Here is a 25,594-nt window from a genome sequence, read left to right on the forward strand (position 1 = left end):
AGATTGTATTTAAAATTGAGAATTATTTTTGCGCTTTGAAAAAAGGTAGACTTGTCAAATATCCCCTAAGATCGTAAAACGAGGTTATGGGACAAAGTGAGAAAAAAACAGAGCCTCAATTCTGCGACATGCAGTACACACGTGATGAGAACGGAAAAGAGATCCTGATCAAAGAAGGCCGTTTTCAAGTCATGATGGAATGGGAAAGGCCTTACATGGAAGCATGCATTGATGCGCTAGGACCTTCAGGAGATGTTTTGGAAATAGGCTTTGGTTGTGGTTATTCTTCGTCACACATTCAGTCGTATCTTCCCAAGTCGCATACCATTATCGAATACCACCCAGTCGTCTTTGAAAAGGCGCAAGAGTGGGCGAAAAGTTATGAAAATGTGATCTTAGTTCAAGATACGTGGCAAAACGCGCTCGATTCACTTGGTGTCTTTGATGCGATCTTTTTCGACGATTATCCTTTAGAATCGGGGATGGGGTTTGATGGCGATTCACAGCAAGTCGGTCAATGGAGTCAGATGATGGAAGAAAAAGAGCCACTCATGCGCGAAGCAAGAGACAGAACGGCTTTTCTTGTTTCTCTCAAATACACTGACGAAGATCTCGATGCCTTTTTTAAAGAGCTCCCTCTTATTGAGTCGACCCCGCTAGAATATGTTCTCTCATTTTTTTGTGAACTGCGTGAACAAAATCAGATCACGCAATTGCAACAAGAGTACATGTTAGAAAGATATAAGAAAGAGCGCAAAATTGAAGAGGGAAAAATCCAAGCGTTTATGAAGCAGCGTCAAATGAAAAACCTTCCTGAAAGAGAAAGCCCCGATCGGCTTAGCCTATTTTTTAATGAGTGCGCTGAAAAGCACATGCGCTCGGGTTCCTGCTTTTCTTGTTTTATTAGTGATCCGATCTCTAAGTTTCAGGAATCGGCATTTTTAAAAGCAATCCAAGCTGATCCACGATTTGAATATCAACAAGAACTTATGGCAATCGAAGTGCCCGATAACTGTGGCTACTATGCAGAAAACCAAGCTCTTGTCATCACCATCACGAAGCTTTAAATAGTATCGACATAAATTAGATCTTCTTTTGCAAGCCTCCTGCAATTTATTCAAGGAGGATATTCTTTTTTTTCTGATGATGGGATAAGTTAATTGACAACTTGAAAGCTGAATCGTAGACTGACGCGTTAAAAAATCGAAACTTTGGCCTTTAATGCGAAAATTGAAGTTGTTGACCCACTGGACGATTTTAGCTACCACTCCATCACTACCTGCCTACCCTCAAAATTATTCACAGCAAGTTACATTTCAAATAGTCAACTATGGATACCTTCGAGAAACCGAAAAATGGATTCAGCTATTTCTGACTCATCTAGCTCCAGCTCATCAGGGTCAAGCAAATCAGAGTCTAAAGAAAATTCACCTTCCATAGCAAATAGCTCAGAAATTCAAACGCCTTCTAATGACATCCCAATTTTTACATCGGCCATGGAAGAACAAATCTCTTCCTTCAAAGAAAATCTCGCTCAAGAGAATTTCTTTGAACCATCTAATTCTACTAGACAAGGTCTCTCATTAGAAGAAATTGGTAGAGTCATTGGCCCTCTTTTTGCTCATGAAAGCTTTAATCAATTCAACAATCAATTTTCAAACTACCCACAATTTGCTCAAGAGATTCAAAGCTTGAGCTCTCAAGCAAATTTCAAATTACCTCCCGGAGCAAGTCAAGGCCCTTTAGATTTTTGCCATCAAGAGATTGATAGGAGATTTTCTACCGATTACGGTCCTATGTTTTCTAATCCATTTCAGGAGAAAGATTTCAATGCTCTTTCTTATCAAATGAGAGGCGAAGCAGCGCGTTTTTTTGGATATCATAACCAAGCTATTCATGACTTTAGTAAAGCCATTGAAATGAATCCAACAAACCCAACGCTTTATCTCCAAAGAAGCGTTTCATATTTTGATATAGGCTTGTATGACCGTTCCGTCGAAGATTTTCATCATTTCACAACTCAAGTTGAGAAATCTCCAAATGAAATCCCATTTTCAACTCCAGAATTTTCTCTTGGTTTTGCTAAAGGTTTGCCAAAGGGAGTTTATGAGTCTGGAAAAGGGATCATTTTGTTTCTTGGAGACTTCATTTCTCACCCTATCCATACCTCAACGCAGATATATGAAGCACTTGCAACTCTTGCTAGACTTGCGAGTCAAGATGAATGGGGAATGATAGGAGAAGTACTTTCACCTGAAATCTATCAATTAGTAACACAATGGGATACCTTGTCCTCTGACAAAAAGGGAGAGTTGGCAGGGTATGCTTTTGGAAAGCATGGAGTGGACATTCTAGCTCCAGGAGCTATGGCTAAAATTGCAAGTAGGAGTGCAAAAAGTGCTCGAGAGCTAGCTGCTGTTTTAAAAAACCTTCAAAGAGCTGAAGAAACTCTTATTCTTGAAACAGTTGCAGGAGTTGGAAATACCGTCAAAGTTGAAGAAATTATTAATGCTGGTAAGACAAGTAGGTCTCTCGGAAATGAAGTTGGACTTACTGCAGGGGAAATGGGGCAATTACAAAAAGCTAGAAAGCTAGAAAGTACGATTAATAGTCGCTTAGATAGATTAGTTTCTCAGTCAGAAAGTGAAGTGCTCAAAGCTGCCATTAGGAAGGATAGCCATGTAAAAATGGTAAGGGATTACCTTGATAAACCGGCAAAAGAGATTCAAAAGGGTATTAGAAGCTATGAAAAGCTAATAACTGAACACAAGGATAAGATTGCAAACCCATCAAAATTTATCCCTAACTGGGATAAACTACATCCCGAAAGACAGGATGCATTAATCAACAAAAAATGGCCTGCTGAGATACAGTGTTATACAGAACAACGAGATGTTCTTCAGTCTATCTTAAATGAAAGGCTTAATTAGTATATGGAAGACGAAAAATATAAAAGCTATCTTGTAGATTTGATATCTATAATCAAAAAACAAGCAAAAGAAGCAAAATTAGAGGCTGATCATCCAAAAAAGGGGTATGAAAGCTTTAATAATGGGTATCTTATGGCATATCATACAGTCATTGAGTTTATGAAAAATCAAACAGAGGTTTTTAGTATCGATCAAGCAGACATTGGCCTAGATGACATCGAACCAGAGCGTGATCTACTTTGAGTCTAATTCGGATTAGCAAGAACTCATGGCAATCGAAGTACCCGATAACTGTGGCTACTACCAAGCTCTTGTCATCACCATCACGAAGCTTTAATTAGCCCTGCCATTCCTATTCCAGCTATAAAATACATGACAACTTGATCTACAATTCCCATAAGGACAAAAGAAGGGGAAAAAAAGTGCCAATTCCAAAGAGGAGTTTGGTTGAGAATTGCTCCAATCAATGCGATGCAAACAATTACTCCTATTTTCTGCACATATTTTAATGAGCTTGCCAAAGATTGAAGGAGGATTGCAATGAATGTAGTGCTAATCAAGATGGTGATCAAATGAATGATGATTTCCTTGACCATGTTTGGGTTGATTCCTTGCAAACGAACTGCTGAAAGGACCAAGGGACCTCGAGCAGTGTCTTGATGGTGTTCACAGCTAGGAATCATGTAAACACCAGACTCTGGAGCGTTCTGAGTGATGACTTGAGCAACTGTTTCAGTGTTGGTGAATGTCTTTAAGGTCCATTCGTGAAACGGAAAAACTGTCCAAGAAAGGCAGCTCCAAACATATGCGAGAAGAGTTCCAATGATGATCGCTCCGATGAATGAAATAGCTCGTTTCATGATGACTCCTATGATTTATGCAAAGCAGTTTAGGGATAGGCTTTTTTTAGCTAAAAGCTTTTTCTTTATGCATAGAGTGCATAGAGTTGCTGAAAATTGTATAAAATAGGGGAAGGACGAAAAGAGTCAGGATAGCTCCAGTGAGTAATCCGAAAAAGAGGGTGATCGCAAGGGGTTCCCACAGCGGCCCCCCACCAATCCAAAGGGGAATTAACCCTGTTACTGTTGTGAGAGTAGTAAGAAAAATTGGGCGGAAGCGCGAGCACGCAGCTTCGATGATCGCGTCATGTTGTGAAAGCGACTGCTCTTGCTTTTGCATCAGCTGAATCTGTTCAATCAAGAGGACACCATTGTTCACGACTATGCCAGATAGAGAAATTACACCTAAAATCGTCATGATTCCAAAGTAGGAATGGCCAATAAGCAATCCAAGTATGACTCCAATGAACGAGAGGGGAATGGTCATTAAGATGAGAGTGGTGTGTTTCCAGCTGTTGAACTGGGCTAGAAGGAGGAGTACAATCAGAATCAAGGTGAGAGGGAGATGGACGAAAATGGAATGTTCTGCTTCAGTTGAAGCTTCGTGCTCTCCTCCCAATTCATAGTTCACTTTTGCAATTTCGGGATGATTACGAATTGCTTTTTCTAACGCATGTGCTGTAAATCCCTTATTTAGATCTGAAACCAAGGTTAACATTTCTTGTCGATTGTAACGAAAACGGGCTGGGGCTTCCCAATCGAGATGAGGTGTGGCAACTTGAAAGAGAGGAACATTGTTGGGAGAAGCAGTGGAAAAGACGTTGAATGTTTCCGATTCAATCAGATGAAAGTCGCGTGCTACTTGAGACCTCAATACAATTGGGATCAGCGTGTCCCCTTCGCGATAGAGAGAAAGAATCCGTCCACTGACAGCTGATTCAAGTGAGCTTGCAACGTCGGCATGGGTGATGTGGGCGCGGCTTGCGCGGGTTTCATCAACGGCGATCACGATTTTTTTCGTCTCAAGTCCCCAATTATCATCGACATTTTTTGTCCCGGGAAGTTCTTTGAGTGCTGTTTTGAGATGTTTGTGTTCTCGCGAGAGGCGCAGCTCAATGGGGTTTTTGATTGGAACACCTTCTTGCAGACGGCGCACTTTGGGACGGATACTAGGATGATTTTCAAAGAGGTACTGGTCAAGTTTTTCTGTTGCCAATGTGAGGGCGGCGTAATCTTTGACGGTGAAGAGCATGAGTGCATAATGAGAATTAGGTGGTTCGGGTTCATGTTGCAACCGGTAACGAGGTCCTCCATTCCCAATATAGGAAACCCACGAAAGAACTTCGCCATTTGTATGGAGATTTTCTTCGACGAAGTGTTCGATTTCACTAAGGGCTTGTTCGGTTCTCCATATAGATGAGCCTACAGGCAATTCGATTTCAGCTGTGAAGAGAAGGTGGTTACTAGGTGGATAGAAGATTTTAGGAATCGCAGTATACCCCCAAAGCGAAACTGCAAAGAGGCCTCCTAAAATTATACAAAATCTCATCCGATGCATCAGAGTCCATCTAAGAAGACGGCGATAGGTTTGAAGGGGGAGGCGAGGATTAAAAAGCCGTTTAGGCGTAGAAGGAATGAATTTCACACACATCATCGAAGTGAGTGTGAATGCAATGAGCCAAGAAACGAGTAGGACAACAGAGACGATGATAAAGACGGAACTGACATATTCCCCAGTTGCGGATTGAGCAAAGTAGAAGGGGAGGAAAGCAGCGCACGTTGTTAGTGTCGAAATGAGAAGAGAGACTTTGAGTTCTTTTGCAGCAATAAAAGCTGCTTCAAGGGGCTTTTTTCCTTTTTCTTGAATGAGAACGGCCATACTTTCTGCAATGACAATCCCGTTATCCACAAGCATTCCAAGGGCAATAATAAGCGAGGCAAAAGTTACCTGATTGAGACTGATACCAAAGAGAGGTAAAATGAAAAACGTGATGAGAATCACAATTGGAATGGCACTAGCTATGATGAGTCCAATGCGTACCCCTAAGAAAAAGAGCATTACGAGACAGACAATGAAAATGGCTTGACCTAGGTTCCCAGCAAACTCTTGGATTTTATAGTTCACCCGATCAGGCTGGAAAACAACTTCTTCAAATTGGGTTCCTATCGGGTGGGTCTCTTGGTAGCGGCGGAGAATTTGACGCACCTGTTTCCCAAGCGTTAAGGCATCACCTCTTTCTCGCATCGAAACAGCGAGTCCTAAAGAGGGGTGGCCGTTGACGCGCATGAGGGAAGAGGGGGGAGAAATGACACCCCGGGTCACTTCTGCAATGTCACTTAAGTAGAGGAGGTGAGACGATTGAGGGAGAGGGATCACTGTGTTTTTGATGGCCTCGAGATCTTCAAAGTTACCGGTGGGTTCTAAGGTCACTTGCTCTATTCCACTATACAAGGTACCTCCAGACTGAACAATATTGCGCGTTGCGAGAAGAAAGTGGAGGTAGTCGGGAGAAAGGCCGAGCTTTTCGAGTTTTTCGTTTTTGTAATCGATGAAAATGCGCTCTTCCTGCGTTCCAAGTAGCTCAATTTTAGCCACATCGGGAAGTTCCATCAAATCGGCTTTGAGTTTTTTTGCAATCGGTTCGAGCGTGTTTAAGTCAAACCCATCTCCCACAACCCCAATCACGATTCCAAACACGTCGCCGTAGTCATCTTGCACAAATGGTTTCATGGCAGTAGGAGGGAGTTCACGCTCGGCATCTTCGACTTTTTGGCGTACTTTTGTCCAAATGGGCAAGATCTCTTTACAGTCTTGACGAAGCTTTACCTTCACGATGGACAGTCCCGTTTTGGAAACGCTTTCGATGGTTTTTACTTCAGGAAGCTTTTGGACATGCTTTTCAATTTTGTCTGTGATGAGGTCTTCAACCCGTTTGGGGCTTGCTCCGGGCCAACTCGTGATGATTTGTGCTTCACGCACTTTGTAAGGGGGGTCTTCTGCTCGTGGCATCGATTTGTAGGCTAAAAGTCCTGCAACAGAAAGGAGAAGGATGATAGCAAGGACAAAAGATTTTTTCTGAAAAATGAGAGAAGTCATAGCTTTTCGAGAAGTTTTACCTGTTGTTGATCAGAGAGAAAGCGGAGACCAGCGACAATGACCTTTTGTCCGGGCACAAGACCAGCAGTCACCTCGATTCCTTCGGAGGAAAGTTCTCCTAATTTGACTGGCGTTTTTTTTGCGAGACCATCCTCGTAGAGATAGACGAAATGGCCCGAATCATCATGTCCAATGGCTTCGAGCGAAACCCAAATCATGTTAGAAGCAGGAGACGCAGGTTTTTCCATGCGAGCTTTCACTGCCATTCCGGGGCGGAGCCGCTCATCTTGTTTGGAGAGTCTTATTGTCACTGGAAAGGTGGTGTTTCCAGTAGAGGAAACTCCTACTTCATCAACAGTCCCCTGAAACGTTTCGTTAGGGTAAACGGTAAAAAAGAGGTCGACAGGCGTGCCTCGTTTGACTAGTCCAATTTCAGATTCGGGAACGGCCACTTCAACTTGGAGCCCTTGAGCCGAAATTAAAGTTGCAATGGGTTGTCCAGGCTGCACATTTTCGCGGACTTCAACATGTTTTGCCGCAACTTCAAACAGGTCTCCTTCGCCTTTGAGAACTGTATAGCTTTGCTCTTTTTTTGCTAAGTCAAGTTGAGAGGCTACTTGGAAAGCAGCAGCTTTAGCTGCATCATAGACGGCGCGCGCATGCTCGAGTTCTTGCTTAGACATACTTTCACTTTCGTACAAGATTTTGAGCCGTTGATAATGAGAGTAAGCATCTTTCAATTTTGCTTGAGCTTGCTCCTCTACTGCGGCAACTTGCTGCACTTGCAATGCGTAATCTTGGTCGTCAAGTCGTGCAATCAATTGGTCGACATGTAGTCTTTCACCTACTTTGATCGGCAGTTCTGCTACTTGGCCACCCACACGAAAACTCACTTGAATCTTTTTTTCAGATTTGGAAAAACCAGAGAAAAAGAGGTAAGGCTTTTTTTCTATGACTTCAGCAGTTTGAGTTAAAACAGGACGAATCACAATCTGCTCAGAATCCTTTTTTTTGCAGCTTGTTACGAGAGCTACTAAAAGAAGAAAAGGAAGAAAAATTTTCAGATTCATGTGGACTCCTGGAAAAAGGTAAAATGGCTTAAGGCTCGTTGAAATTTCATGACATCGATCAAGAAGTCGTAAAATGTATGGGCATGATGCTGTTTCGACACAATCATTTGATGTTGAGCATCGAGCAGATCAACAACGGAGACTTCTCCATGAGCATACGATTTTGTGACGAGTATTAAGTTTTTTTGGGCAGTTTCGAAGGCTTGTTCAGCAAAGTGGATACTTTCGTAACTTGCTTTCATGGTATCAATTGTTTGAATGATGGCTTCATCGATTTTTTCAAGGAGCGAAGCGCGCAAAGTTTTTGTTTTTTGAATTTCAAAGTTTGCTTGATTCTTTTCAGAAACACGCCCACCACTTGTAAAGAGAGGGTAGGTCAGGCTGACACCCACTTTTGAGTAAAGTTTCTTATTGCTGATACCCGGAGGAGGCGTGGTTCCGGCTCCTTCTTGGTAGAGGTTGTTTGAAAACTCCCCAAAGGCAGCAAATTCTGGCAAATAAAATGAGCGTTTTGCAGCTGTTAACTTTCGCTCAAGTGCAACGAGCATTTCATCGATTCCTTTGAGCTCAGGAGAATTGCTGCGTGCTATTTCAGCCATCGACCGTTTGAAATGTTTAAGGAGGGGTGTTTGTTGCAATTGACGACTTAGGGTTTCGTAAAAATGGGGGGAAAGTTTTTCAAGATGGATCGGAGTGTCGAGGGGGCGATTGAGTAAACGATTGAACTCGGTCTCTAAATTTTCTTTCACTGCAATCAAGGTGACAAGTTGATCTTGATTTGCAGCAAGCTCACTTTCCCACCTATAAACCTCAGAGAGACGCGTCATTCCAGAGTCGACAAGCTCTTTTGAACGGCTTAAGTGGGCCCGTGAAAGGGAAATGTTTTCTTTTGCGATTTCTAAATCGGCATCTAGGCGTAAAAGGGTGAGATAAGCAACTGCTGTGCTTAAAATGATGTCGAGTTCAAACGAGTCTAAGTGGTACTCCCGCGCTTTTTGTGTACGTTTTTGAACGACAAAGTCAGCAATTTTCTTATCATCATAGAGCGTTTGATGGATGAGAAAGGAGCTGCGAATCAGATTTTCGGGCTCTAAGCCAAATGTGTTTCTCGCTTGGTTGGGGTCGATTTTTCTTCCTTCGAGATGGAAAAAGACTTGGGGAAGGAGTTTGGAAAAACTGCGCAAAACATCTTGCGTACCACTTTTAACCGTAAAATCTTCTGCCAAGAGCTCTAAGTTGCTGCTAACCGCCCGCTTTGTGGCATCTAAGAGTGAAAGAGAAGCAAAAGGTTGGTAACGGTAAGCGAGGAGGAGAGCGTCTCTTTCTAACTTTGTGGGAATCACAAAAGCAAGATCTTTTGCTGTTTGGGTGTTGATCACAGGAGTTAGGCTATGACGAAAGTGGGTCGAAAGCTCTTGGTTATGGCCGCTGCGGAAGAGCTCTTGGACATTAAGGGCCACCCGCCTTGCAGCGCGGATTACTTCGCTTTTGGGCATTTGAGACATGAGGATCCCTTGCTCAACCTCTGTTTCTCCAAAGACGGAAAAAGTGGGCAATTCAAGATGATTGCAGATCTCAATGAGAGTTGAAAAATCTTGAGGAGAGAGTCTCCAGGTCGGAAGAAAAACGACTCCGTCGACAAGATGGTTTGTAAGCGTTTCGGTTGCAAGAGTAGGAGAATCTGTGAGCTGAATCAGCAGAGGCTCGATGTTTCGTTTTCCCATTTCAGCGAAAATTTTTTTTTGGATCACCAAAAAATGTGGGTCTCCGATCAAAGAGGCATCTCCAATAAAGGCGAGCTTTTTGGCATGAAATAGCTGAGCAAAGAGCTGAATTTCTTCAGGGACTGTAAAGGCGCTTTCGTAAAAGGCGACGTGCGTATCTTTTTGCAGAGGAAAGTCGACTTCAGGATCAGAAAAATAAGTTAGGTTGTAACCGATAACAAGAGGCTTAGTGCAAGTCTGTTTTTTAAGGGCTAAGAAACTACTTTGAATGCCCATCGTCAAAACTAAGTCGATGGCTGGATCAGATAAGCTTGCATTGAGGCACTTTTCAATTTCTTCGTGATCCCACCTCCCATCAAGTTCAACAAACTGTACTGGAAAATCATTAGCAAGGAGGGTTTCAATTTCTTTTTTTATCTGTGTTGAAAGGACTTCGTCTCGAGCAAAGGGACCATCATAGACTATTGCAACTTGCTTAGCGTTTGCATGGAGTAAGTTGACAACAACAAAGAAAAGGGGTAGCCATTTAGTAAAGGACCACATTTTTCGCAAATCTCCTAAAACCATTAAATTTACCGGATATGACATTTGTGGTAAACAAAAGTGAATGTTGGTTGGGTTGAAAAACAGCAGATTTTTCTCGTCAGCTATGTAAAAATGCATGCATTTTTGCCCATTTTTACCCATTTCTCTTTTTAATAAAAACTCTTTTAAAACCAATGTTTTATATATAAAACACTCCTCTTTCATAACGGAATTGCAAAGAAAATTTTCAGATTTTTTTGGATAGAATGTTGTATAAAAGTCAGAAGTATTATAGGTTTGACAATAAGTGTAAAAAGAGTTTACTTTAAGTTTCTGTAAAGAATTACCGTAGGTGAGGTAAATCAATGGATCTCAAAATCAAAGATGTCGCGGAGCTGCTAAATGTTTCAGAAACGACAATCAGACGGTGGTTAGCGGAGGGAAAAATTCCAGCCTATCGTTTGCATCATCAGTACCGTTTCAGCCGTATTGAAATTGAAAACTGGATGATGAGCTGTCGTTTAGAAAAGGGAAAGGGCAATTTCCTGCCAGGAGAGGAAAAGGAAATTTACCCCAAGCTTCAAGATAAAAAGAAAGAAAAAGATCCAGAAGACCTTCAAAAGCGAGGGATGCAGCAATTTGGACTTTACCGAGCAGTGCATAGAGGTGGAGTGTTTACCGAGCTTACGTCCCAAACGAAAGAAGCGATCATTAAAGAAGCTATGGAAACTGTGGCAGATAACCTGTCTTTAGATCCTGCGGTGATGAGCGAACTCCTTCTCGATCGAGAAAAATTGATGCCGACGGCACTCAACAATGGAATTGCCGTTCCTCATACACGAGATTTTCTCTTGAAAGGGCCGACAGATGTCATCGTCGTTGTTTTTCCCAAAAAACCAATTCATTGGGGGGCCTTAGACGAGCATCCGGTGCATACTCTCTTCTTTCTCTTTGCATGTGATGACAAAAGACACCTTCACCTTCTAGCAAAACTTGCTCATCTCAGTAGTAATGACGAAGCGCTTGAGCTATTGAAATCGCGGCCAAGTAAAAAAGAGCTTCTCGACTACATTAAAGATTGGGAGTCGAAAGTCCTTTCTCAATAAGAGGGTTTCTTTAAATATCAGTTTTTGCATTTTTTCTAGATAAGGGATTTCAATTTGTATGAGCTGGATGTATCAGTGGAAGAATTTTTTTAAAAAATTTTTAAAAACGCCCACTCTTACGCAAAGCCTGGCAGAAGAAATGATTTGCCTACCGCAAATTCAGTAGATAATTGCAGAAAGCTTATACTCAAACAACTTCAAAAATTGGTTTTGGGCAACGCGAAAGCTTTCGGAATTCGTCGATTTTAAGTGGCCTAATATTAGGAATATGAGGTCACTTAAAATCGGCAAATTACGGTGCTTTGGCGCAGCCGAAAATCCAATTTTTGAAGTTGTTTGAGTATATCCTCTTCGAATGAAGTTTAGATTGTGTTCCGGGGCTATATTCATTGCCTTCAAATTGAAGTGAGAAGTACAATTTTTTGCGCATAAGTTAAGTATTTTAAATGGTATTATTCGAAGGTCATTAGATGCTAAGAAGCTCTATTCTTAGAGAGATCAAGAGTACAGTAACATCTCTTTTTCCGATAGGCAACCACTCATCTGCTCGTAGACAAGCTAACGCATTTTCTACAAACGCTAGTTGCCTCAATCAACGGGCTAGACTTGCTGAAGAACTGCAAAAAATGCAGAATTTTCTTCCAGCTCCTGAAGTGAGGTTGTTCGATCCAAGTAACGTTTCTCAAAAATTCGATTTTCAGAATTCTCGTGCAACTAGCCTTAGCTTTCTCTATGATACTATGGCATTTTCTTTTTGGTTTGAGCGTGAAGTTCAAGATCTTTATATCCACACTAAAGGTTCATTTTCGGTGTCGGTTCCAGTTTTTAGCGGAACAATGGAAGAAGCGTTTGATCATTGTATTAGTATGGCTCTATTGATTAACAAAATTGCTCCAAAAATCATGGATCGCAATCTTATACGAGTTTGGAGAAAACTAGAAGATCAATACAAATTTCCCCATTTAGAAACCGCAGAAGAGATGCGCAATCATTTAAAATGCGATGATACTCTTTTAAAAAGAGTGACGATTTTAGACCTTTCTTATTCTGATATTGAAATTATCCCACCTGAAGCCCTTCTATTCCCCAACCTCACACAAGTTTCTGCTTTGAATACTCCAATGATACAATTTCCACAGGTGTTAACGGCACATCCCACCCTAAATCTCGATAATGTGCAGTTTGAAGATCTAACTTTTACGATGAAAACTGATTGGTAAGAGACAAATGAGCGAAACCTAGAGCTTAGGTTAACCTAAGCTCTGGGTTTCTTTCACTCATTCTCAGGGATTTTTCTCTTTCTCCTCAGCCTTTTTGCCTCGAAAAGGACCGTTTGGCCCTTTCCATCGGCAAAAATACCGAGAATTTAAGAGAACTTTCTCTCCTGAGACTAAGCAAAATAAACCCAGAGTTCAGGTTAGCATTATGTCTATGCGCGGTCACCAGCTAGAGGAAATCAATTTCCTTCGTCTTGAGGCTCTTCCTGATCTTTTGTTGCTGTTGTTGCAATGAGCTTTTTCTTTTCTTTTTTCTTCTTATCTTTAGAAAGCTCCTGATCTTTAAAAATCAACTTGCCTTCTTCAAATTCGATAGAAATTTCACGGGGCTCATCCCCTTCCATGAGCAACTTTTCAGCAAGAGGATCTTCAAGCTGCTGCTCGATGGTGCGGCGCAGGGTTCTGGCGCCCATTTCAGGTTGGTATCCTTTGTCGACGAGGTATTCTTTGGCTTTGTCGCTGAGGATAATTTGGATATTTTTGCGTTCGAGCCGTTTTTTGAGTTTACCAACTTCAAGCTCGATGATCTTGATGAGATTTTCCTTATCAAGAGCTTTGAAGATGATGGTGTCATCTAAGCGATTGATGAATTCGGGTTTGTAGTGCTTTTTGACCGCTTTATCGATCTTTTCTTTCATCGTGTCGTAGTCGGGCATTCCTTCTATCGCACCAAAGCCAACTTCGGTTGAGCGGCGGATGAGATCCGATCCGAGGTTCGACGTCATCAAGATGATTGTGTTGCGGAAATTCACTTTACGACCCAATGAATCGGTAAGATGGCCGTCTTCTAAAATTTGCAGGAGGAGGTTCATCACATCTGGATGGGCTTTTTCAATTTCGTCAAAGAGAACGACCGCGTAAGGGCGCTGCCTCACTTGCTCTGTGAGTTGTCCCCCTTCTTCATGGCCTACGTATCCTGGAGGCGATCCTGTCATACGGCTGACGGCAAACTTCTCCATATACTCGGACATGTCAACTTGGATAAGAGCATCTTCTCCTCCAAACATATGGATCGCCAGTTGCTTGGCAAGGAGAGTTTTACCCACACCAGTTGGCCCGAGGAGAAGGAAGGCACCAATCGGACGATTGGGATCTTTAATGTCTGCCTTACTGCGTCGGAGAGACCGGCAAATGACTTCGACAGCGTCGCTTTGACCGATGATATTTTGTTTTAGCAGCTCTTGCATTTTGAGCACTTTTGCCGCTTCCCCTTCGGTGATACGTGACATGGGGATGCCTGTGTGCTTTGCCACAATGGCAGCGACATCGTCTTCGTCGACAACCACTTGATGCTGATCTTTCATTTTTTCCCACTCAGTGTGGACTTGCTGCAGCTTTTCGCGGAGGTTTTTCTCTTTGTCGCGGAGTTTTGCAGCTTTTTCATACTCTTGCTTCCCAATTGATTCTTCTTTGGCTTTGCGAAGCTCTTCGATTTCGATTTCAAGTTGGTGGACTTCTTGGGGTTGGTGGAGCATCGAGATCCGCGCTTTGGCTCCAGCTTCGTCGATCAGGTCGATGGCCTTATCTGGGAGGAAGCGGCCATTGATGTAGCGGTCAGAAAGGTAAACGGCGCTCCGTATCGCTTCATCTGTATAGATACATTTGTGATGCTCTTCGTATTTTGTTTTCAGTCCCATCAAGATCTGAGAAGCTTCTTCAACAGAAGGAGGGGCAACGGAAATCTTTTGGAAACGGCGCTCAAGTGCCGCATCTTTTTCAATGTGTTTGCGGTATTCATCGAGTGTTGTGGCTCCTATACATTGGATTTCGCCACGTGATAGAGCAGGTTTTAAGATGTTTGAGGCATCAATTGCCCCTTCGGCAGCTCCTGCTCCGACGATGGTATGCAATTCATCGATGAAAAGCAGGATGTTTCCATGCTTTTTCACTTCGTCCATGACGGCTTTGATCCGCTCTTCGAATTGACCTCGGTACTTGGTTCCGGCGATCATGAGCGTGAGATCGAGTGTGATGAGTTTTTTCTTTGCTAGATGGTCGGGGACTTCACCTTTGACAATTGCTTGGGCAAGTCCTTCAACAATCGCTGTTTTACCGACTCCCGCCTCTCCGATGAGAACCGGATTGTTTTTGCGGCGGCGGCAGAGGATAAGAATCAGCCGTTCAACTTCTTGCGAGCGGCCAATGACAGGATCGAGTTTTCCTTCGCGGCACAATTCGGTCAGATCGTGACCATAAGCGCGTAGCGCTGGCATCTTTTCAGGTGTGCCACTAGGACCCGCCATCTTTTCTTGACGCCCGGCTGACTGGGAGCCAGTCATTCCCATGGGCGGAAGTTGCAAATTAAATGTTTCGAGTTCTTTAAGAACTTCTTTGCGCACCTCTTTTAAGTTGATGCTCAAGTTTTCGAGAATTTGAGTCGCGACTCCATCAGTTTGTCTCAAGAGGGCAAGTAAGAGATGCTCAGTTCCGACGTAGTTGTGGTTGAGGCTGGCTGCTTCTTCGTTCGCATATTCGAAGACCTTTTTCACTTTCCCTGTTAGCGCAGGGTCACCGTAGACTTGGATTTCAGGTCCAAACCCAACAAGTCTCTCAACTTCACTTAAAACGGTATCGTAATCGACATTGAGGTTACGCAAGACGTTAACGGCAATTCCTTGCCCAAGTTTCAACAGCCCAAGGAGGATGTGCTCCGTTCCCAAATAATTGTGGTTGAGGCGTTGAGCTTCTTTCTTAGCAAGTTTAATGACTTGTTTAGCTCTGTTGGTGAATTTGTCAAACATGATCGACTCGTTCCTTTATTAATTAATAGCGAAAAAGTTAGCTCAGGCAAAAGGAGTTTGCGCCTCTAGCCGGCTATAACCTACATTCTGAGGGCTTTTTCCTTTTTTGTAAATTTATACCGAATCTGATACTCTTTCAATAACTTAAACTCAAATGTCACTCTAGGGGTGGACAGGTGGCTTTAGGTTTTTTTCAAGTTTTCTTTGCGAGACTTGCCACATACTTGAATAAAGATAGGACTGCGTTTCACGAAGAAAACCTGGGAAAATACAACTTCCAGATGACAATACTAAGGTGTCATTTGGGTTTAATAGCGTAAGATAGCGATGTGGAAAGTTCTCGATACAGGGGTAGCAAGTGCCCAAAAAAATATGGATCTTGATGCCAAGCTGCTTGAAGAAATGCGACTCGATGATCCACCTCTCCTCCACCTTTATGAGTGGGAGCAGGATAGCGGCACCTACGGTTATTTCCTCAAGCCTAACCAGTATCTCGATCTATCCAAGGCTGAAAAATGGGGACTTTCCCTAGCTAGGCGGCCCACAGGAGGAGGTATTGTCTTCCATGTGTGTGATTTAGCCTTTTCAGCACTCGTTCCAGCGGGATTCCCCGCATTTTCGCTCAATACGCTCGATAACTACAATTTTATCAATAATGGCGTTAAAAAGGCAGTGAAGAAATTTTTTAAACAGTCAAAGGCCCCTGAATTGCTTCCTTCCGAGCCGACCCCTCTAGATGAGAGCTCTCGACATTTCTGCATGGCGAAGCCAACAATTTATGATGTGATGCTTCAAGGAAAAAAAATCGCAGGAGCGGCCCAAAGAAGAGTCAAGCAGGGGTATCTCCATCAAGGAAGCATTGCAATAGCCCTCCCTCAAAAAATTTTTTTACAAGATGTTCTATTGCCAGGCACGCAAGTGCTCGAAGCAATGGAGCAAAACACCTTTTCGATTTTAGGCAGAGATTACACTCTTGCTGATTTACAAGAGGTGCGTCAAGAGCTTCGCGCGCTTCTCATCGAATCCTTAACGGTTTAGCACTTTTGCGATATATTCATGGATGCCAGCCCAATGATCGACTTTGGCAGCGTCATTTTCATCGAGGTAACCTAAATCATGCAAAAGCAAGGGGAGATAGCGATGAAGGAATAGTGCTCTCTCTTCAAAACCTTTTTGTTATGGAGCACTAGTTTTAGAAGAGGTGCGCTAGAAGCTTGAGAGCTTAACGCACCTCTAAATATACACCAAAGTGGTATCACTTGCCAATATGATCTGCATCATATTTGTTAGTAAGTGCAAGCTCTGCCCCATAATATTGACTTTGCCAATACGAGAATGCTCCAGGTCTTTTTGGATCCATTTGAGCCATATCTATTTTAGATGTATCTGCTAAGCTTTTTTCAACAGTTGGAATATTAGGGTCATTTGGAGTTAAAGCTTTCATCGCTACAAGGAGTGGCCCTAATAGTGCCCCACCATCTAAGTTAGCACCTTGAGGAGTGTCTCCTAAAATCATTGAAGATTGATAGGGATTACTACTATTGGTAATCACATACTTCAACATTTTCGAGCCCATATCTTTGACGTCAGCAAGAATACCAAATGGATCTGTATTCCCTTTATTTTCACAGAAGTCTACAAATTTCCCTACATTTGTCAGAAATCGAATAGAGTCCCAGCCTACAGGGTGAGGTCCCTTACCTGTTGGCCCATCATTTTCATTCCATGCAGGGTTATCTGGCATTCCTGCGATCGAAGGATCACTTTTATCTTGGAATAGACTTTGTAAAACTTGAAGATATTTAACACTGTTTACAACCGCAGTATGAAAGTTATCCACATGGTCTTTAGGGAATCCTTTGGAGGTAGCATATGCATAAATATTTGCAAGGATTGTTGGATCAAAATAGGAAGGGTTTAAAAACGTTCCTTGTAATGGGCTTTTAGGATCATTTGTCCACCCCCCTCCTCCCCAATTATCGTTAGAGAGAACAGGGTTATAAACAACTCCATTAAATTTAAATCCATGATGCGCCTGATCATAAGAACTTTGGGGGTAATTCGAAATATTATACGTCAGGAATGTCCCAAGAGCCTGTTGTAATAAAGCGCTCATCTTTATATCTGAAGGAGATTCTTGATTTGGAAAAGAACCAAAACAATGTAAATCAAGATCTCCAAACTTTGTTAGGCCATTGATCATCAGGTTGATGATCTGTTCATCAGCATCTGTTGCAGTACTTAGATTGGGATTGGAAGCACTTCCTTGTGGGTAAGGGAATCCTCCCGAATGAAAGGTGCTTCCAGGAGGAATGCCAAGTGAAAGAATCCAACCGGCTAAACCTGGGGTATATGCCCAATCTTTGTATTTATCACTTGCTGCATCGACTGTCGCTTTTTTCTGCTCTACTAAGTAATGGTATGCATTCATCGTTTGTTGAAATAGAGTTTTATCTCCGTTATCGTAAGCATTTTCTAACGTATACCAAATCGCTTCTGTTGATGTACTATCTGGCATCCCTTGGCCGCCTGAATCGGAAGTATGACTGACAGGAAATGCCATCGATTTTGAAGGGTCTTGAGAAGCATTTGGGTCAGATAATAATACGTAAGAAACACCATCAATCTTTAATGTAGCTTCTGTGAGGGGTTGCATGTCTGGGCCAACAGGAGGCGCAGGTAGAATACCAGGCTTGCCGCTCCATACTGGGTTAATTAAAGAATTTTGGACACTGTTTGAGTAATCGGTAAACTGTTGTTGTAAAACCGTGAAGGGATTGGGGCTCATTGTCTTATTGATGTAATCCCAAATCTGATCTCCTGTTCCTAAACTAGGGTTAGCAGCAATGAACTTACTAATATCTCCCGATAAAGCATTACTGCTTTGTTGCTGAAACTTTGATCGTTCTGCCCCAACTTCATTTTGCAATTTCTTTGCATAATCATTCCATGGAGGGTAAGGACCTTCAGGGGGAAAAGGGTTTGCTTTTAGCCAAGACGATAATGAAGAGTAAAGGTCATTGATTCCAGCAAGGCCATCTTTCTCTGCCAAATTGGTTGTTCCCTCTTTAATCGCTTGAATTTGTTGAGGGGTTAAAGGAGGAGGGGGAGGAGGTCCTTTTGCTGGATCGCTCTTCGCAAGGATGCCACTTTTTAGCGCAAGACAGGTCGATAAATCTTTAGGAAAAACTCTTGGATCTACCAAAAGAGACTGAGAGGCTTCTTCCGTTTGCTTTTCTGTATATGAATCGTTTCGATTGTTTTCTTCTACTGAAATAAAACCATAGGCTTCGCTATTTCCTGAAACTTCTTGAATTCCTTCTGACATTTGCATCTCCTATTTTTTCAAGAGTAAAAAGACGAAGGGGGAACTTTAGATCAAAAAAATATTTATGCAAAGAGAAATTTTTATGGACCAAAAAAATAGATCTGTCTTCAAGGAGTGCTTCAAAAATCGCACTACTTGAAATTCGAGTCATCTTCTGAAGGGTATGAGGAACTAGAGGCCTTTACATCTTCCAGAATTTTTTCCACATCAATATAGAGTTCTTTTTCAACAAAAAATTTCCTGTAAAAGGTGCTTTTCAAACGTGCGACAAGGTATTGGATGCAGCGCGTTAGACGCTCTGGGTTAGTGCATTCTTTTTCAGATAGAATGAGGGTGGTTTCCACTTTTTGGTCGCTAAAGTGAAAGTAGAGTGTCAGCTTGTAGCCTTGAAAGAAAAAGTGGGAGTCACCTTCATGGAGTTTATCGTATTTTTTATCCTCATAGTTAACTGTTTCAGGTTTACAAGTCATAAAAACTTGGGGAGGTGGAGAAATAGCTGTTTGATTGTGCACAGTGAGCGTTAAATAGAGGTTGAGCTCGACCCCTTCAAGCTCTTTTTTGCCTTGGATGACTTGCTCATTCATGAGATTTACTAAAGGTGCAACATCTTCAATCACGGCATAAAAAGGAAAGTAGGGAGAACTCCTATCAACTAAGCTTTTCGGTAAGAGGGCAAAAGTTTCTTGTTTTTCAACCGTCACAGGACGAATGTGCATGGCAGCCCCAGCTTGTTGCAAGACTTTTTCGTCTTTAAAAAGAGAAGGACGAAATTGTTCTTGTGTTGCGAGGTATAGTATTGCCTTACGCGATTGGATCTTAAGAGCACTAAGAAAAGAAAAAATTGCAGGGGCAATCACCCCTTTTTTATCGAGTTCTTTGGGTTCAAACTCACACCAAAGGGTGTTTCCTTGACGATAAAGAGAGAGTAAATCTGTGAGCATTATGACTTCATCTTCTGGGAACTTAGACATTTCAGTATCCGAAAAAGCTGCCCAACAAAGTTCTTTTAACAATTGAAAAAGGTCTGGTTCTTCTTTAAGCATCTGAGCGGGAAGAGGAAGGTGGGCAGATCCTGAAAAAGTAGCGAGAGTCTCTGTATGAACAATTGAAAAGTGGTAGGTGATTCCTAGCTGGGTTTGTGTCCAATAGCCTACGCTACTTTTCATGGTTTCAATGGGGTATAGAGGGAGGAATGCATGAGGTGTTGCTGCTTCAGAAAACTCCAATTCATCGTTTGCATTCACTCCTTTTGGGAAGCAACGGGTATGATGCAAGGAGCGAGAGTAAAGAAGAGCAGAACTTAAAACAAACTGTGCGATGGCTGCACTTGATGCAATGTGATCATCTAGCATTCCTTCAGATGAAGTGAGCCTACCTAACGTTTCATTTACCGCTTCAACGAGCTTTTCGGATAGTATCACTTTATCGAGTTCCTGATTGAGAATAGATAACCGTAGCTCTGATAATTTACGAAACATTTCCTCAACATTTTTTTTACTGAAGTCAAGATGAGTTGCTAGAAGTTGGTAAGCGATTTCGGGACTGAGTTGCATCCCTAAAAATTCTTCGAAAACTCCAATAAATAGCCTATTTTGTGTGAAGATATGGGGCCGATCTTGCAAAGAAATTAACTCATGAAAAAGATGAAGACGATGAGTTTTTTCAAAGCGATATGAGAGACTTTGAAGATTTGGAAAGACAACTTGTTCGACAAATTCTAATGAAATTTTTTCGGGTAATGGGGAAAGTTTTTGGAGATAGAGAAAGAGCTTTTCATTAGGAGATAATGTTTGTTTAAATACCCTTTCGAAGTTGGCAAAAACTTCTTCGACTTTGGGCGAAAGCTTTCCCCTCAATTTTAAATGGAGAGTGCGAAAAAAATCATCGCAGTTGATTGCCCCTTCTCCTTTAATGAGAGTTAAAAACTCTAAAACCAGATTTTTTCTCGCCTCGAGTGATATTGGATAAGGTTTGATGAGAATGGCAAAAAATTCTTCCGAAGGTTTTTGCTCAAGATTTGGTGGCAAACTATCTGTAAGAAAAGCAAAAAATTCTTCGTCTTCATGAAAGGATTCCAGGTGCCCTTTTTCAGTGATGTAATCGAGTATATGCTTTGTCTGAATCCGGATGCAGGGGTGTTTGTAAATTTTTAACACAAATTTAAAAGCAGCTTCGCTTCGATCCAGTAAAAGATATGTAGAAACAAGAGCTAAAGCATTTTTGTTGAACTCTTCATCGTTAGAGTAGAGGGGACGTAGGGAAGAAACAGCAATGACAAGTTGGCTTGGGTTGCAAGGGCGAGCCATTGGGCTTTCATCTTTTTTTTCAAATTCTTGGAGGGCAAACGGGTATTCATGACTCAAAAGTCCTCGGACATTTTCACTATTGGTTGCAAAAGCCCAGCTATAGATTTGCTGTACAGCAGCATTTTTTCGGTCCTCTTTGCGAACATGACCAAGATTAAAGTTAAAAAGGATTCTTAAAAAGGAGAGGATTTCTGGCGTTTTCCCGCTTACAGCTAATTCGTCTTTGAGAAGCTGACCGGGATAACTCGTAGCAAAAGAAACATCCATGCGAGTAGCTTCATGAAGTGTAAAAATATTTGCGAGGTATTCTTTAATTTCTACGGAGAAAGGAGGACCTCCAAGAGTCCATTCAATCGCTTCGATTGTGCGTGAAACGACAAACTGGTGAAAAGCACATGCTTCAGACTGACTTGATGGAGGAAGTCGAGGAGGTAGGGTTCTGTTTGCAAGTCTGACAGTGTCGGTCGGAAGAAATCCTTTTCTTCCGAGAATGACTCCTGATTGAGGATGCTGTTTTAAAAAAGGTGTCCCAATGTCACCCGCTCCTGGTATGAGTTTTGTCCATTCGAGAATGAGCTCTCCCCAGAAAATAGGGCCATTTGGGGTGAAAAGACCAGCAGAACTAAAGAGATGCATAGAACCTAATTTTGAAAGAGGAATTTCACTTTTTTGAGAAAATATGAGAGTGGTATACAGTTCCGTGGAAAGAGTTGCTTGACCTTGTTGGATCGTTTCCCATGATGGTTCGAAAAGTTTATGATGACGGCTGAGTCGCTGGATGTCATAGAGTGTAAACCCTGTCATTTGGATCATGTTTCTCAGCTGCGTTTGAACAGGCGAGCTTGATGAAAATCCACATTGTTTCAATTGATCCTTGACTTCGGGAAGTTCTTCTACAGGTTTTTTTTGGATCATTCCCTTTAAAATGACATCGTGAAGTTTTTGTCTTCTTTGAAAAGTTTCTAGTTCAATGTGTTTTCCTTTTAATGCTTCGCATAAAATGGTGTAGTGACGTCTATCACTCCCAAATAAGGTGATGAGCTCTATCGCCACAGCATTGGGATCAGATTTTTTCCCGAAGAAAGAGAAAAATCCATTTGAAGAACTTTTAGTTTCAAAAACGATTGCCATCACTCACCTGTTCCGTTAGATGCTACGCCAAATATAAGTTGAGAATAGTAATAGATAAAAATTGCAAAGAGTGAATTGAGATTTGCAGGATATTTGGTATCTCGTTTGGTAAGCATTGTTGCGGCATGTGAACCAAATGCACAACCTAAGTCAGCCCAAGCGATGCAAGCTAAGAAGTTGAGTAAAAATGTATACCCAGTCAAAGCTTCACTCCCGATTCTCATGACTTGCGTAATCCCGATGAAATAGATAGGCGGCGCTGTAGAGTAGCGGAGATGAAAAAAGAGGGTGTTGAGTAGGCGGCTATGTTCATTCAGAATATCGTAATGCCTATCGATCATGACGGCAGCGGCTCCCCATAGAAACGCCATCCAAGTATATGTTGAAAGCGCAATTTGCTCTGTAGTTGGTCCAACAGCCATTTGCCAACAGTAAAAACCGATCCATAGCACTGCCAGTCCAACTAGACAAACGAGTGTACAGGTGGTGCGCATGTGATCGCTATCATGGAGGCGTAGCTCAGTGAGTTTTGCGACAGGGGTACGTGTAAATCGGATCCATTCAATTTGCCGCTTGATTCCAAAGCAGCAAGCAGCAAACAATGTAACATACCATTTGTTGATACCAACAAGTCCGACAAAGAGGGCTCCTACAATCATTTCAGCTTTTCCAACAAGACGAAAAAAGCGTAACCCTAATGAGGGTTGTCCGTCACTTTCCCATTTTCTTTCGTAGTAGCGCGTTCCGGCGCGAACTCCTTCATGAAGAAATCCTCCGAGCGCTGATCCAAAAATGAGCGTACCAACTTTGATTGCAGCAAGAGTGATAGCAGCACTTGTTGTGTATCCCGCGATCATGACGCCTAGTCCTAAAGCTCCTTGCAATGCTAGTTGGATGCATCTAATCTGTGCAGCTTTGAGTTCTATCTTTCCTAATGTTTCTTTTTGAGAGGTGAAAACACGAATACGATGATCGGTTGTGATGGGGGTTCCCCGGGATTGTGGAGGTGTGAGGAGGGGGAGCTCAGAGTCTTTTTGTGAAACAAGATCGTCTTCAATGCTCCAATTGACGATATTGTGCAGTTGAGCTGAAAGTTGAGAACCCAACAATGACAAAAGGATGCCAGCAGTCAGATGCGAGAAAAAATGGTGGTCAACAGGAATGTTGAGATCCGTATTTGTCACATAAAAGTAAGCAAAAGGGGCAAATTGAAGGAGGCGGTCTTTGATTGCGTCGCCTACCTTTCTTGACAAAAGGACAACGATAGAAAAAAAAGAAAAAAAACCAATCCCCACGCCAGCAGTAGCGTCGAACCTTAGCCCAAAATGACCAAATATGATAAGAGCGAGTCCACTGATTGCTGTTGCCATTGAGAGGATGCTTGTCACAGCAACAACAGTGCGATTTTTATTGTTAGATGGAGGAGGTAATGAGAAAGGGATTTCATCGCCAAATCCAAGAGGAGGTTGAGATGTGAAAGTGTGTTGGATTGTCCCATAATCGTCTCTAGGAGGGCTCCCATCTAATCCATGACTATCTTGTGGATCTTGATATGAAAAAGTTTGATCAATCTGATTAAAAGGCATGTAAGAGCTAAGATCGCCCTCTCGTCTGTGGACGGCCATATTTATTCCCTCGAGTTTTTTGGTTAAAAATTCTAGCTATACCATTCTTTTTTTGACAAATACATTTGGTCGTGGTTAATGAGAAAGAGAGATATAAAAATGGAGGAAACATATGTCTAAGAAACTGTATTTACTCGGAGTGCTTCCTTTAATTTTCTTACTTTCAAGTTGCAGTAAAGATAAGGATGATCATGAACAGTTTGGACCGTCTCCTGGAGATGGAAAAAGTCGAGTTGAAGAACCCGATGAAAGTTTTGGTCCTAGCCCTATAGATGGTAGGTAACATTTTTTCCTTTCTGGGAAAGAAAAAACACATTATGATCTTTTTCTATGTCTAAGAAAGGAAAGAACGCCATTCAGCCAACACGGGCTGAAGATTATCCAGAATGGTACCAACAAGTGATCAAGGCAGCTGATCTTGCCGAGCATTCGCCTGTGCGCGGGTGCATGGTGATCAAGCCTTGGGGATATTCCATTTGGGAAAATATGCAACGTTTTTTAGATAAACGTTTCAAGGAAACAGGTCACCAAAATGCTTACTTTCCTCTTTTTATTCCGCTCAGCTATTTAGAAAAAGAAGCCAAGCACGTTGAAGGCTTTGCCAAAGAATGTGCGGTGGTCACACATCATCGATTAGTTCAAAATGAGGAAGGCAAGTTAGTTCCAGATGGTGAACTAGAAGAGCCTTTGATTGTACGTCCCACATCGGAAATGATCATTGGCGAAATGTTTTCCAAGTGGATTGAATCTTACCGCGATCTCCCTCTTCTCATCAACCAATGGGCAAATGTCGTCCGTTGGGAAATGCGGACTCGCCTCTTTTTGCGGACAACTGAATTTTTATGGCAAGAAGGGCATACGGCTCATGCAACAGAAGAAGAAGCGCGTGAAGAGACCCTAAAAATGCTTGATGTTTACGTCGATTTTATCGAAAACGTTTTAGCTATCCCTGTCATCAAAGGGGAAAAATCTGAAAGCGAGCGATTTCCTGGAGCAGTTAGTACCTATACCTTTGAAATGATGATGCAAGATGGAAAGGCTCTGCAAGGTGGGACGTCTCATTTTCTTGGGCAAAATTTTTCAAGGGCTGCGAATATCACTTTCCGCGATCAAGAAGGAAGTGAAGTTCATGCATGGACGACCTCTTGGGGTGTAACGACCCGGATGATTGGAGGACTCATCATGACCCATGGTGATGATGATGGCATCATTCTTCCGCCCCGCATTGCGCCGACACATATTGTGATTATCCCACTCATTCATAAAGAAGAAACCAAAAACGCAGTTTTTACCTATTGCCGTGAGCTGAAAGAGAAGCTATCTAAAATCGAATTTGATGGGGCACCGATCCGAGTCATTGTCGATGAAAGAGACATTCGAAGTGGAGAGAAAGTTTGGTCTTGGGTCAAAAAAGGTGTTCCGATACGTGTCGAAGTGGGACCACGCGAACTCGAAGAAAACATCCTCAGTGTGGTGAAACGAACAAATGGTCCTAAAGAGTTTGAGCAGCACACTGAAGAACAGTTTTTTCAGACCGTCTCTGAGCAGCTTGCAGCGATTCAGTCGTCTCTCTACAATCGAGCAAAAGCTTTTCGTGATGAGCATCTTGTCAAAGTCGACACAAAAGAAGAATTTTACGAATTTTTTAATTCTAATAAAGGGTTTGCATACGCTCACTGGTCTGGAGATTCAGCCGTTGAAGAGATGGTCGGGAAAGACCTCAGCGTGACCATTCGCTGTATCCCTCTTGAAGGGGAAAAGGAGAAGGGAACCTGTCCTTTTACCGGGAAACCCAGCCCTAAGCGCGTCGTCTTCGCCAAGTCTTACTAGGGCATGTCATCAATTATACTCAAACAACTTCAAAAATTGGTTTTGAAGAGCGCGAAAGCCCTTCT

16 protein-coding genes are annotated in these 25,594 nt (G+C 42.3%); 8 read left to right on the forward strand and 8 right to left on the reverse strand.

Annotated elements, in window-relative coordinates; translation table 11 throughout:
* The first annotated feature begins 128 nt into the window (after positions 1-128).
* The 3 genes from SNE_RS12130 (at position 129) to SNE_RS02740 (ending at position 3,173) form a co-directional block, all read left to right on the forward strand.
* Positions 129-1,067 (forward strand): class I SAM-dependent methyltransferase, encoded by a 939-nt coding sequence (locus tag SNE_RS12130; protein WP_158307201.1) that lies wholly within the window; start codon positions 129-131, stop codon positions 1,065-1,067.
* 288 nt (positions 1,068-1,355) lie between these two features.
* Entirely contained in the window at positions 1,356-2,930 is a 1,575-nt protein-coding gene (locus SNE_RS12135; RefSeq protein ID WP_053225327.1) for a tetratricopeptide repeat protein, read from the forward strand.
* A gap of 3 nt (positions 2,931-2,933) precedes the next feature.
* Positions 2,934-3,173, forward strand: a complete 240-nt coding sequence (locus SNE_RS02740) for a hypothetical protein (RefSeq protein WP_013942791.1) — start codon at positions 2,934-2,936, stop codon at positions 3,171-3,173.
* 80 nt (positions 3,174-3,253) lie between these two features.
* Here SNE_RS02740 and SNE_RS02745 read toward each other — a convergent pair whose 3' ends face one another.
* Genes SNE_RS02745 through SNE_RS02760 form a run of 4 tightly spaced genes read right to left on the reverse strand, consistent with a single transcriptional unit; the run spans position 3,254 to position 9,441 of the window.
* Positions 3,254-3,790: a hypothetical protein gene (locus SNE_RS02745; RefSeq protein ID WP_013942792.1), complete on the reverse strand. Its 537-nt coding sequence runs from the start codon at positions 3,788-3,790 to the stop codon at positions 3,254-3,256.
* 46 nt (positions 3,791-3,836) lie between these two features.
* Complete coding sequence (locus tag SNE_RS02750; protein WP_013942793.1) at positions 3,837-6,866, reverse strand: efflux RND transporter permease subunit; 3,030 nt, start codon at positions 6,864-6,866, stop codon at positions 3,837-3,839.
* Positions 6,863-7,936, reverse strand: coding sequence for an efflux RND transporter periplasmic adaptor subunit (locus SNE_RS02755; RefSeq protein WP_013942794.1), 1,074 nt, complete (start codon positions 7,934-7,936; stop codon positions 6,863-6,865). The genes SNE_RS02750 and SNE_RS02755 overlap by 4 nt, the downstream gene beginning before the upstream one ends.
* Positions 7,933-9,441, reverse strand: coding sequence for a TolC family protein (locus tag SNE_RS02760; RefSeq protein WP_408020853.1), 1,509 nt, complete (start codon positions 9,439-9,441; stop codon positions 7,933-7,935). The genes SNE_RS02755 and SNE_RS02760 overlap by 4 nt, the downstream gene beginning before the upstream one ends.
* Before the next feature lie 1,109 nt (positions 9,442-10,550).
* Between SNE_RS02760 and SNE_RS02765 the strand changes: the two genes are divergently transcribed.
* Both SNE_RS02765 and SNE_RS02770 read left to right on the forward strand, forming a co-directional pair.
* Entirely contained in the window at positions 10,551-11,291 is a 741-nt protein-coding gene (locus tag SNE_RS02765; RefSeq protein ID WP_013942796.1) for a PTS sugar transporter subunit IIA, read from the forward strand.
* 470 nt (positions 11,292-11,761) lie between these two features.
* The gene (locus SNE_RS02770) at positions 11,762-12,511 is read left to right on the forward strand and encodes a hypothetical protein (protein ID WP_013942797.1); all 750 of its coding nucleotides are present in this window, start codon (positions 11,762-11,764) and stop codon (positions 12,509-12,511) included.
* A gap of 236 nt (positions 12,512-12,747) precedes the next feature.
* Here the strand turns inward: SNE_RS02770 and SNE_RS02775 are convergent, their stop codons facing one another.
* Positions 12,748-15,309: an ATP-dependent Clp protease ATP-binding subunit gene (locus tag SNE_RS02775; protein WP_013942798.1), complete on the reverse strand. Its 2,562-nt coding sequence runs from the start codon at positions 15,307-15,309 to the stop codon at positions 12,748-12,750.
* A 327-nt stretch (positions 15,310-15,636) separates the two neighbouring features.
* On the opposite strand from SNE_RS02775, the gene SNE_RS02780 reads away from it, so the two are divergent.
* Positions 15,637-16,347 carry a lipoyl protein ligase domain-containing protein gene (locus SNE_RS02780; RefSeq protein WP_013942799.1) on the forward strand — a complete coding sequence of 237 codons (711 nt, stop codon included), beginning with the start codon at positions 15,637-15,639 and terminating at the stop codon, positions 16,345-16,347.
* A gap of 217 nt (positions 16,348-16,564) precedes the next feature.
* On the opposite strand, the gene SNE_RS02785 is transcribed toward SNE_RS02780, so the two are convergent.
* The 3 genes from SNE_RS02785 to SNE_RS02800 all read right to left on the reverse strand — a co-directional run bounded on the left by SNE_RS02785 (position 16,565) and on the right by SNE_RS02800 (position 23,699).
* Positions 16,565-18,637, reverse strand: a complete 2,073-nt coding sequence (locus SNE_RS02785) for a hypothetical protein (RefSeq protein ID WP_013942801.1) — start codon at positions 18,635-18,637, stop codon at positions 16,565-16,567.
* Between the two features lie 131 nt (positions 18,638-18,768).
* A complete protein-coding gene (locus tag SNE_RS02795; protein ID WP_013942803.1) occupies positions 18,769-22,074 on the reverse strand; it encodes a hypothetical protein in 3,306 nt (1,101 codons plus the stop codon).
* Positions 22,074-23,699 carry a hypothetical protein gene (locus SNE_RS02800; protein ID WP_041418719.1) on the reverse strand — a complete coding sequence of 542 codons (1,626 nt, stop codon included), beginning with the start codon at positions 23,697-23,699 and terminating at the stop codon, positions 22,074-22,076. Before SNE_RS02800 ends, SNE_RS02795 begins: the two co-directional genes overlap by 1 nt.
* Before the next feature lie 112 nt (positions 23,700-23,811).
* On the opposite strand from SNE_RS02800, the gene SNE_RS13155 reads away from it, so the two are divergent.
* On the forward strand, positions 23,812-23,982 hold the full coding sequence (locus SNE_RS13155; RefSeq protein WP_013942805.1) for a hypothetical protein: 171 nt from the start codon (positions 23,812-23,814) through the stop codon (positions 23,980-23,982).
* A gap of 47 nt (positions 23,983-24,029) precedes the next feature.
* Positions 24,030-25,529: a proline--tRNA ligase gene (gene proS / locus SNE_RS02805; RefSeq protein WP_013942806.1), complete on the forward strand. Its 1,500-nt coding sequence runs from the start codon at positions 24,030-24,032 to the stop codon at positions 25,527-25,529.
* Positions 25,530-25,594: the final 65 nt, after the last annotated feature.

Origin of the sequence: Simkania negevensis Z, from assembly GCF_000237205.1 — a bacterium.
Lineage (GTDB): Bacteria > Chlamydiota > Chlamydiia > Chlamydiales > Simkaniaceae > Simkania > Simkania negevensis.

What these genes read in the sequence shown, in the direction of transcription:
- SNE_RS12130 (WP_158307201.1), top strand. Translation starts at nt 129, where the DNA reads ATGCAGTACACACGTGATGAGAACGGAAAAGAGATCCTGATCAAAGAA.
- SNE_RS12135 (WP_053225327.1), top strand. Translation starts at nt 1,356, where the DNA reads ATGGATTCAGCTATTTCTGACTCATCTAGCTCCAGCTCATCAGGGTCA.
- SNE_RS02740 (WP_013942791.1), top strand. Translation starts at nt 2,934, where the DNA reads ATGGAAGACGAAAAATATAAAAGCTATCTTGTAGATTTGATATCTATA.
- SNE_RS02745 (WP_013942792.1), bottom strand. Translation starts at nt 3,790, where the DNA reads ATGAAACGAGCTATTTCATTCATCGGAGCGATCATCATTGGAACTCTT.
- SNE_RS02750 (WP_013942793.1), bottom strand. Translation starts at nt 6,866, where the DNA reads ATGACTTCTCTCATTTTTCAGAAAAAATCTTTTGTCCTTGCTATCATC.
- SNE_RS02755 (WP_013942794.1), bottom strand. Translation starts at nt 7,936, where the DNA reads ATGAATCTGAAAATTTTTCTTCCTTTTCTTCTTTTAGTAGCTCTCGTA.
- SNE_RS02760 (WP_408020853.1), bottom strand. Translation starts at nt 9,441, where the DNA reads ATGTCTCAAATGCCCAAAAGCGAAGTAATCCGCGCTGCAAGGCGGGTG.
- SNE_RS02765 (WP_013942796.1), top strand. Translation starts at nt 10,551, where the DNA reads ATGGATCTCAAAATCAAAGATGTCGCGGAGCTGCTAAATGTTTCAGAA.
- SNE_RS02770 (WP_013942797.1), top strand. Translation starts at nt 11,762, where the DNA reads ATGCTAAGAAGCTCTATTCTTAGAGAGATCAAGAGTACAGTAACATCT.
- SNE_RS02775 (WP_013942798.1), bottom strand. Translation starts at nt 15,309, where the DNA reads ATGTTTGACAAATTCACCAACAGAGCTAAACAAGTCATTAAACTTGCT.
- SNE_RS02780 (WP_013942799.1), top strand. Translation starts at nt 15,637, where the DNA reads ATGTGGAAAGTTCTCGATACAGGGGTAGCAAGTGCCCAAAAAAATATG.
- SNE_RS02785 (WP_013942801.1), bottom strand. Translation starts at nt 18,637, where the DNA reads ATGTCAGAAGGAATTCAAGAAGTTTCAGGAAATAGCGAAGCCTATGGT.
- SNE_RS02795 (WP_013942803.1), bottom strand. Translation starts at nt 22,074, where the DNA reads ATGGCAATCGTTTTTGAAACTAAAAGTTCTTCAAATGGATTTTTCTCT.
- SNE_RS02800 (WP_041418719.1), bottom strand. Translation starts at nt 23,699, where the DNA reads ATGGCCGTCCACAGACGAGAGGGCGATCTTAGCTCTTACATGCCTTTT.
- SNE_RS13155 (WP_013942805.1), top strand. Translation starts at nt 23,812, where the DNA reads ATGTCTAAGAAACTGTATTTACTCGGAGTGCTTCCTTTAATTTTCTTA.
- proS (WP_013942806.1), top strand. Translation starts at nt 24,030, where the DNA reads ATGTCTAAGAAAGGAAAGAACGCCATTCAGCCAACACGGGCTGAAGAT.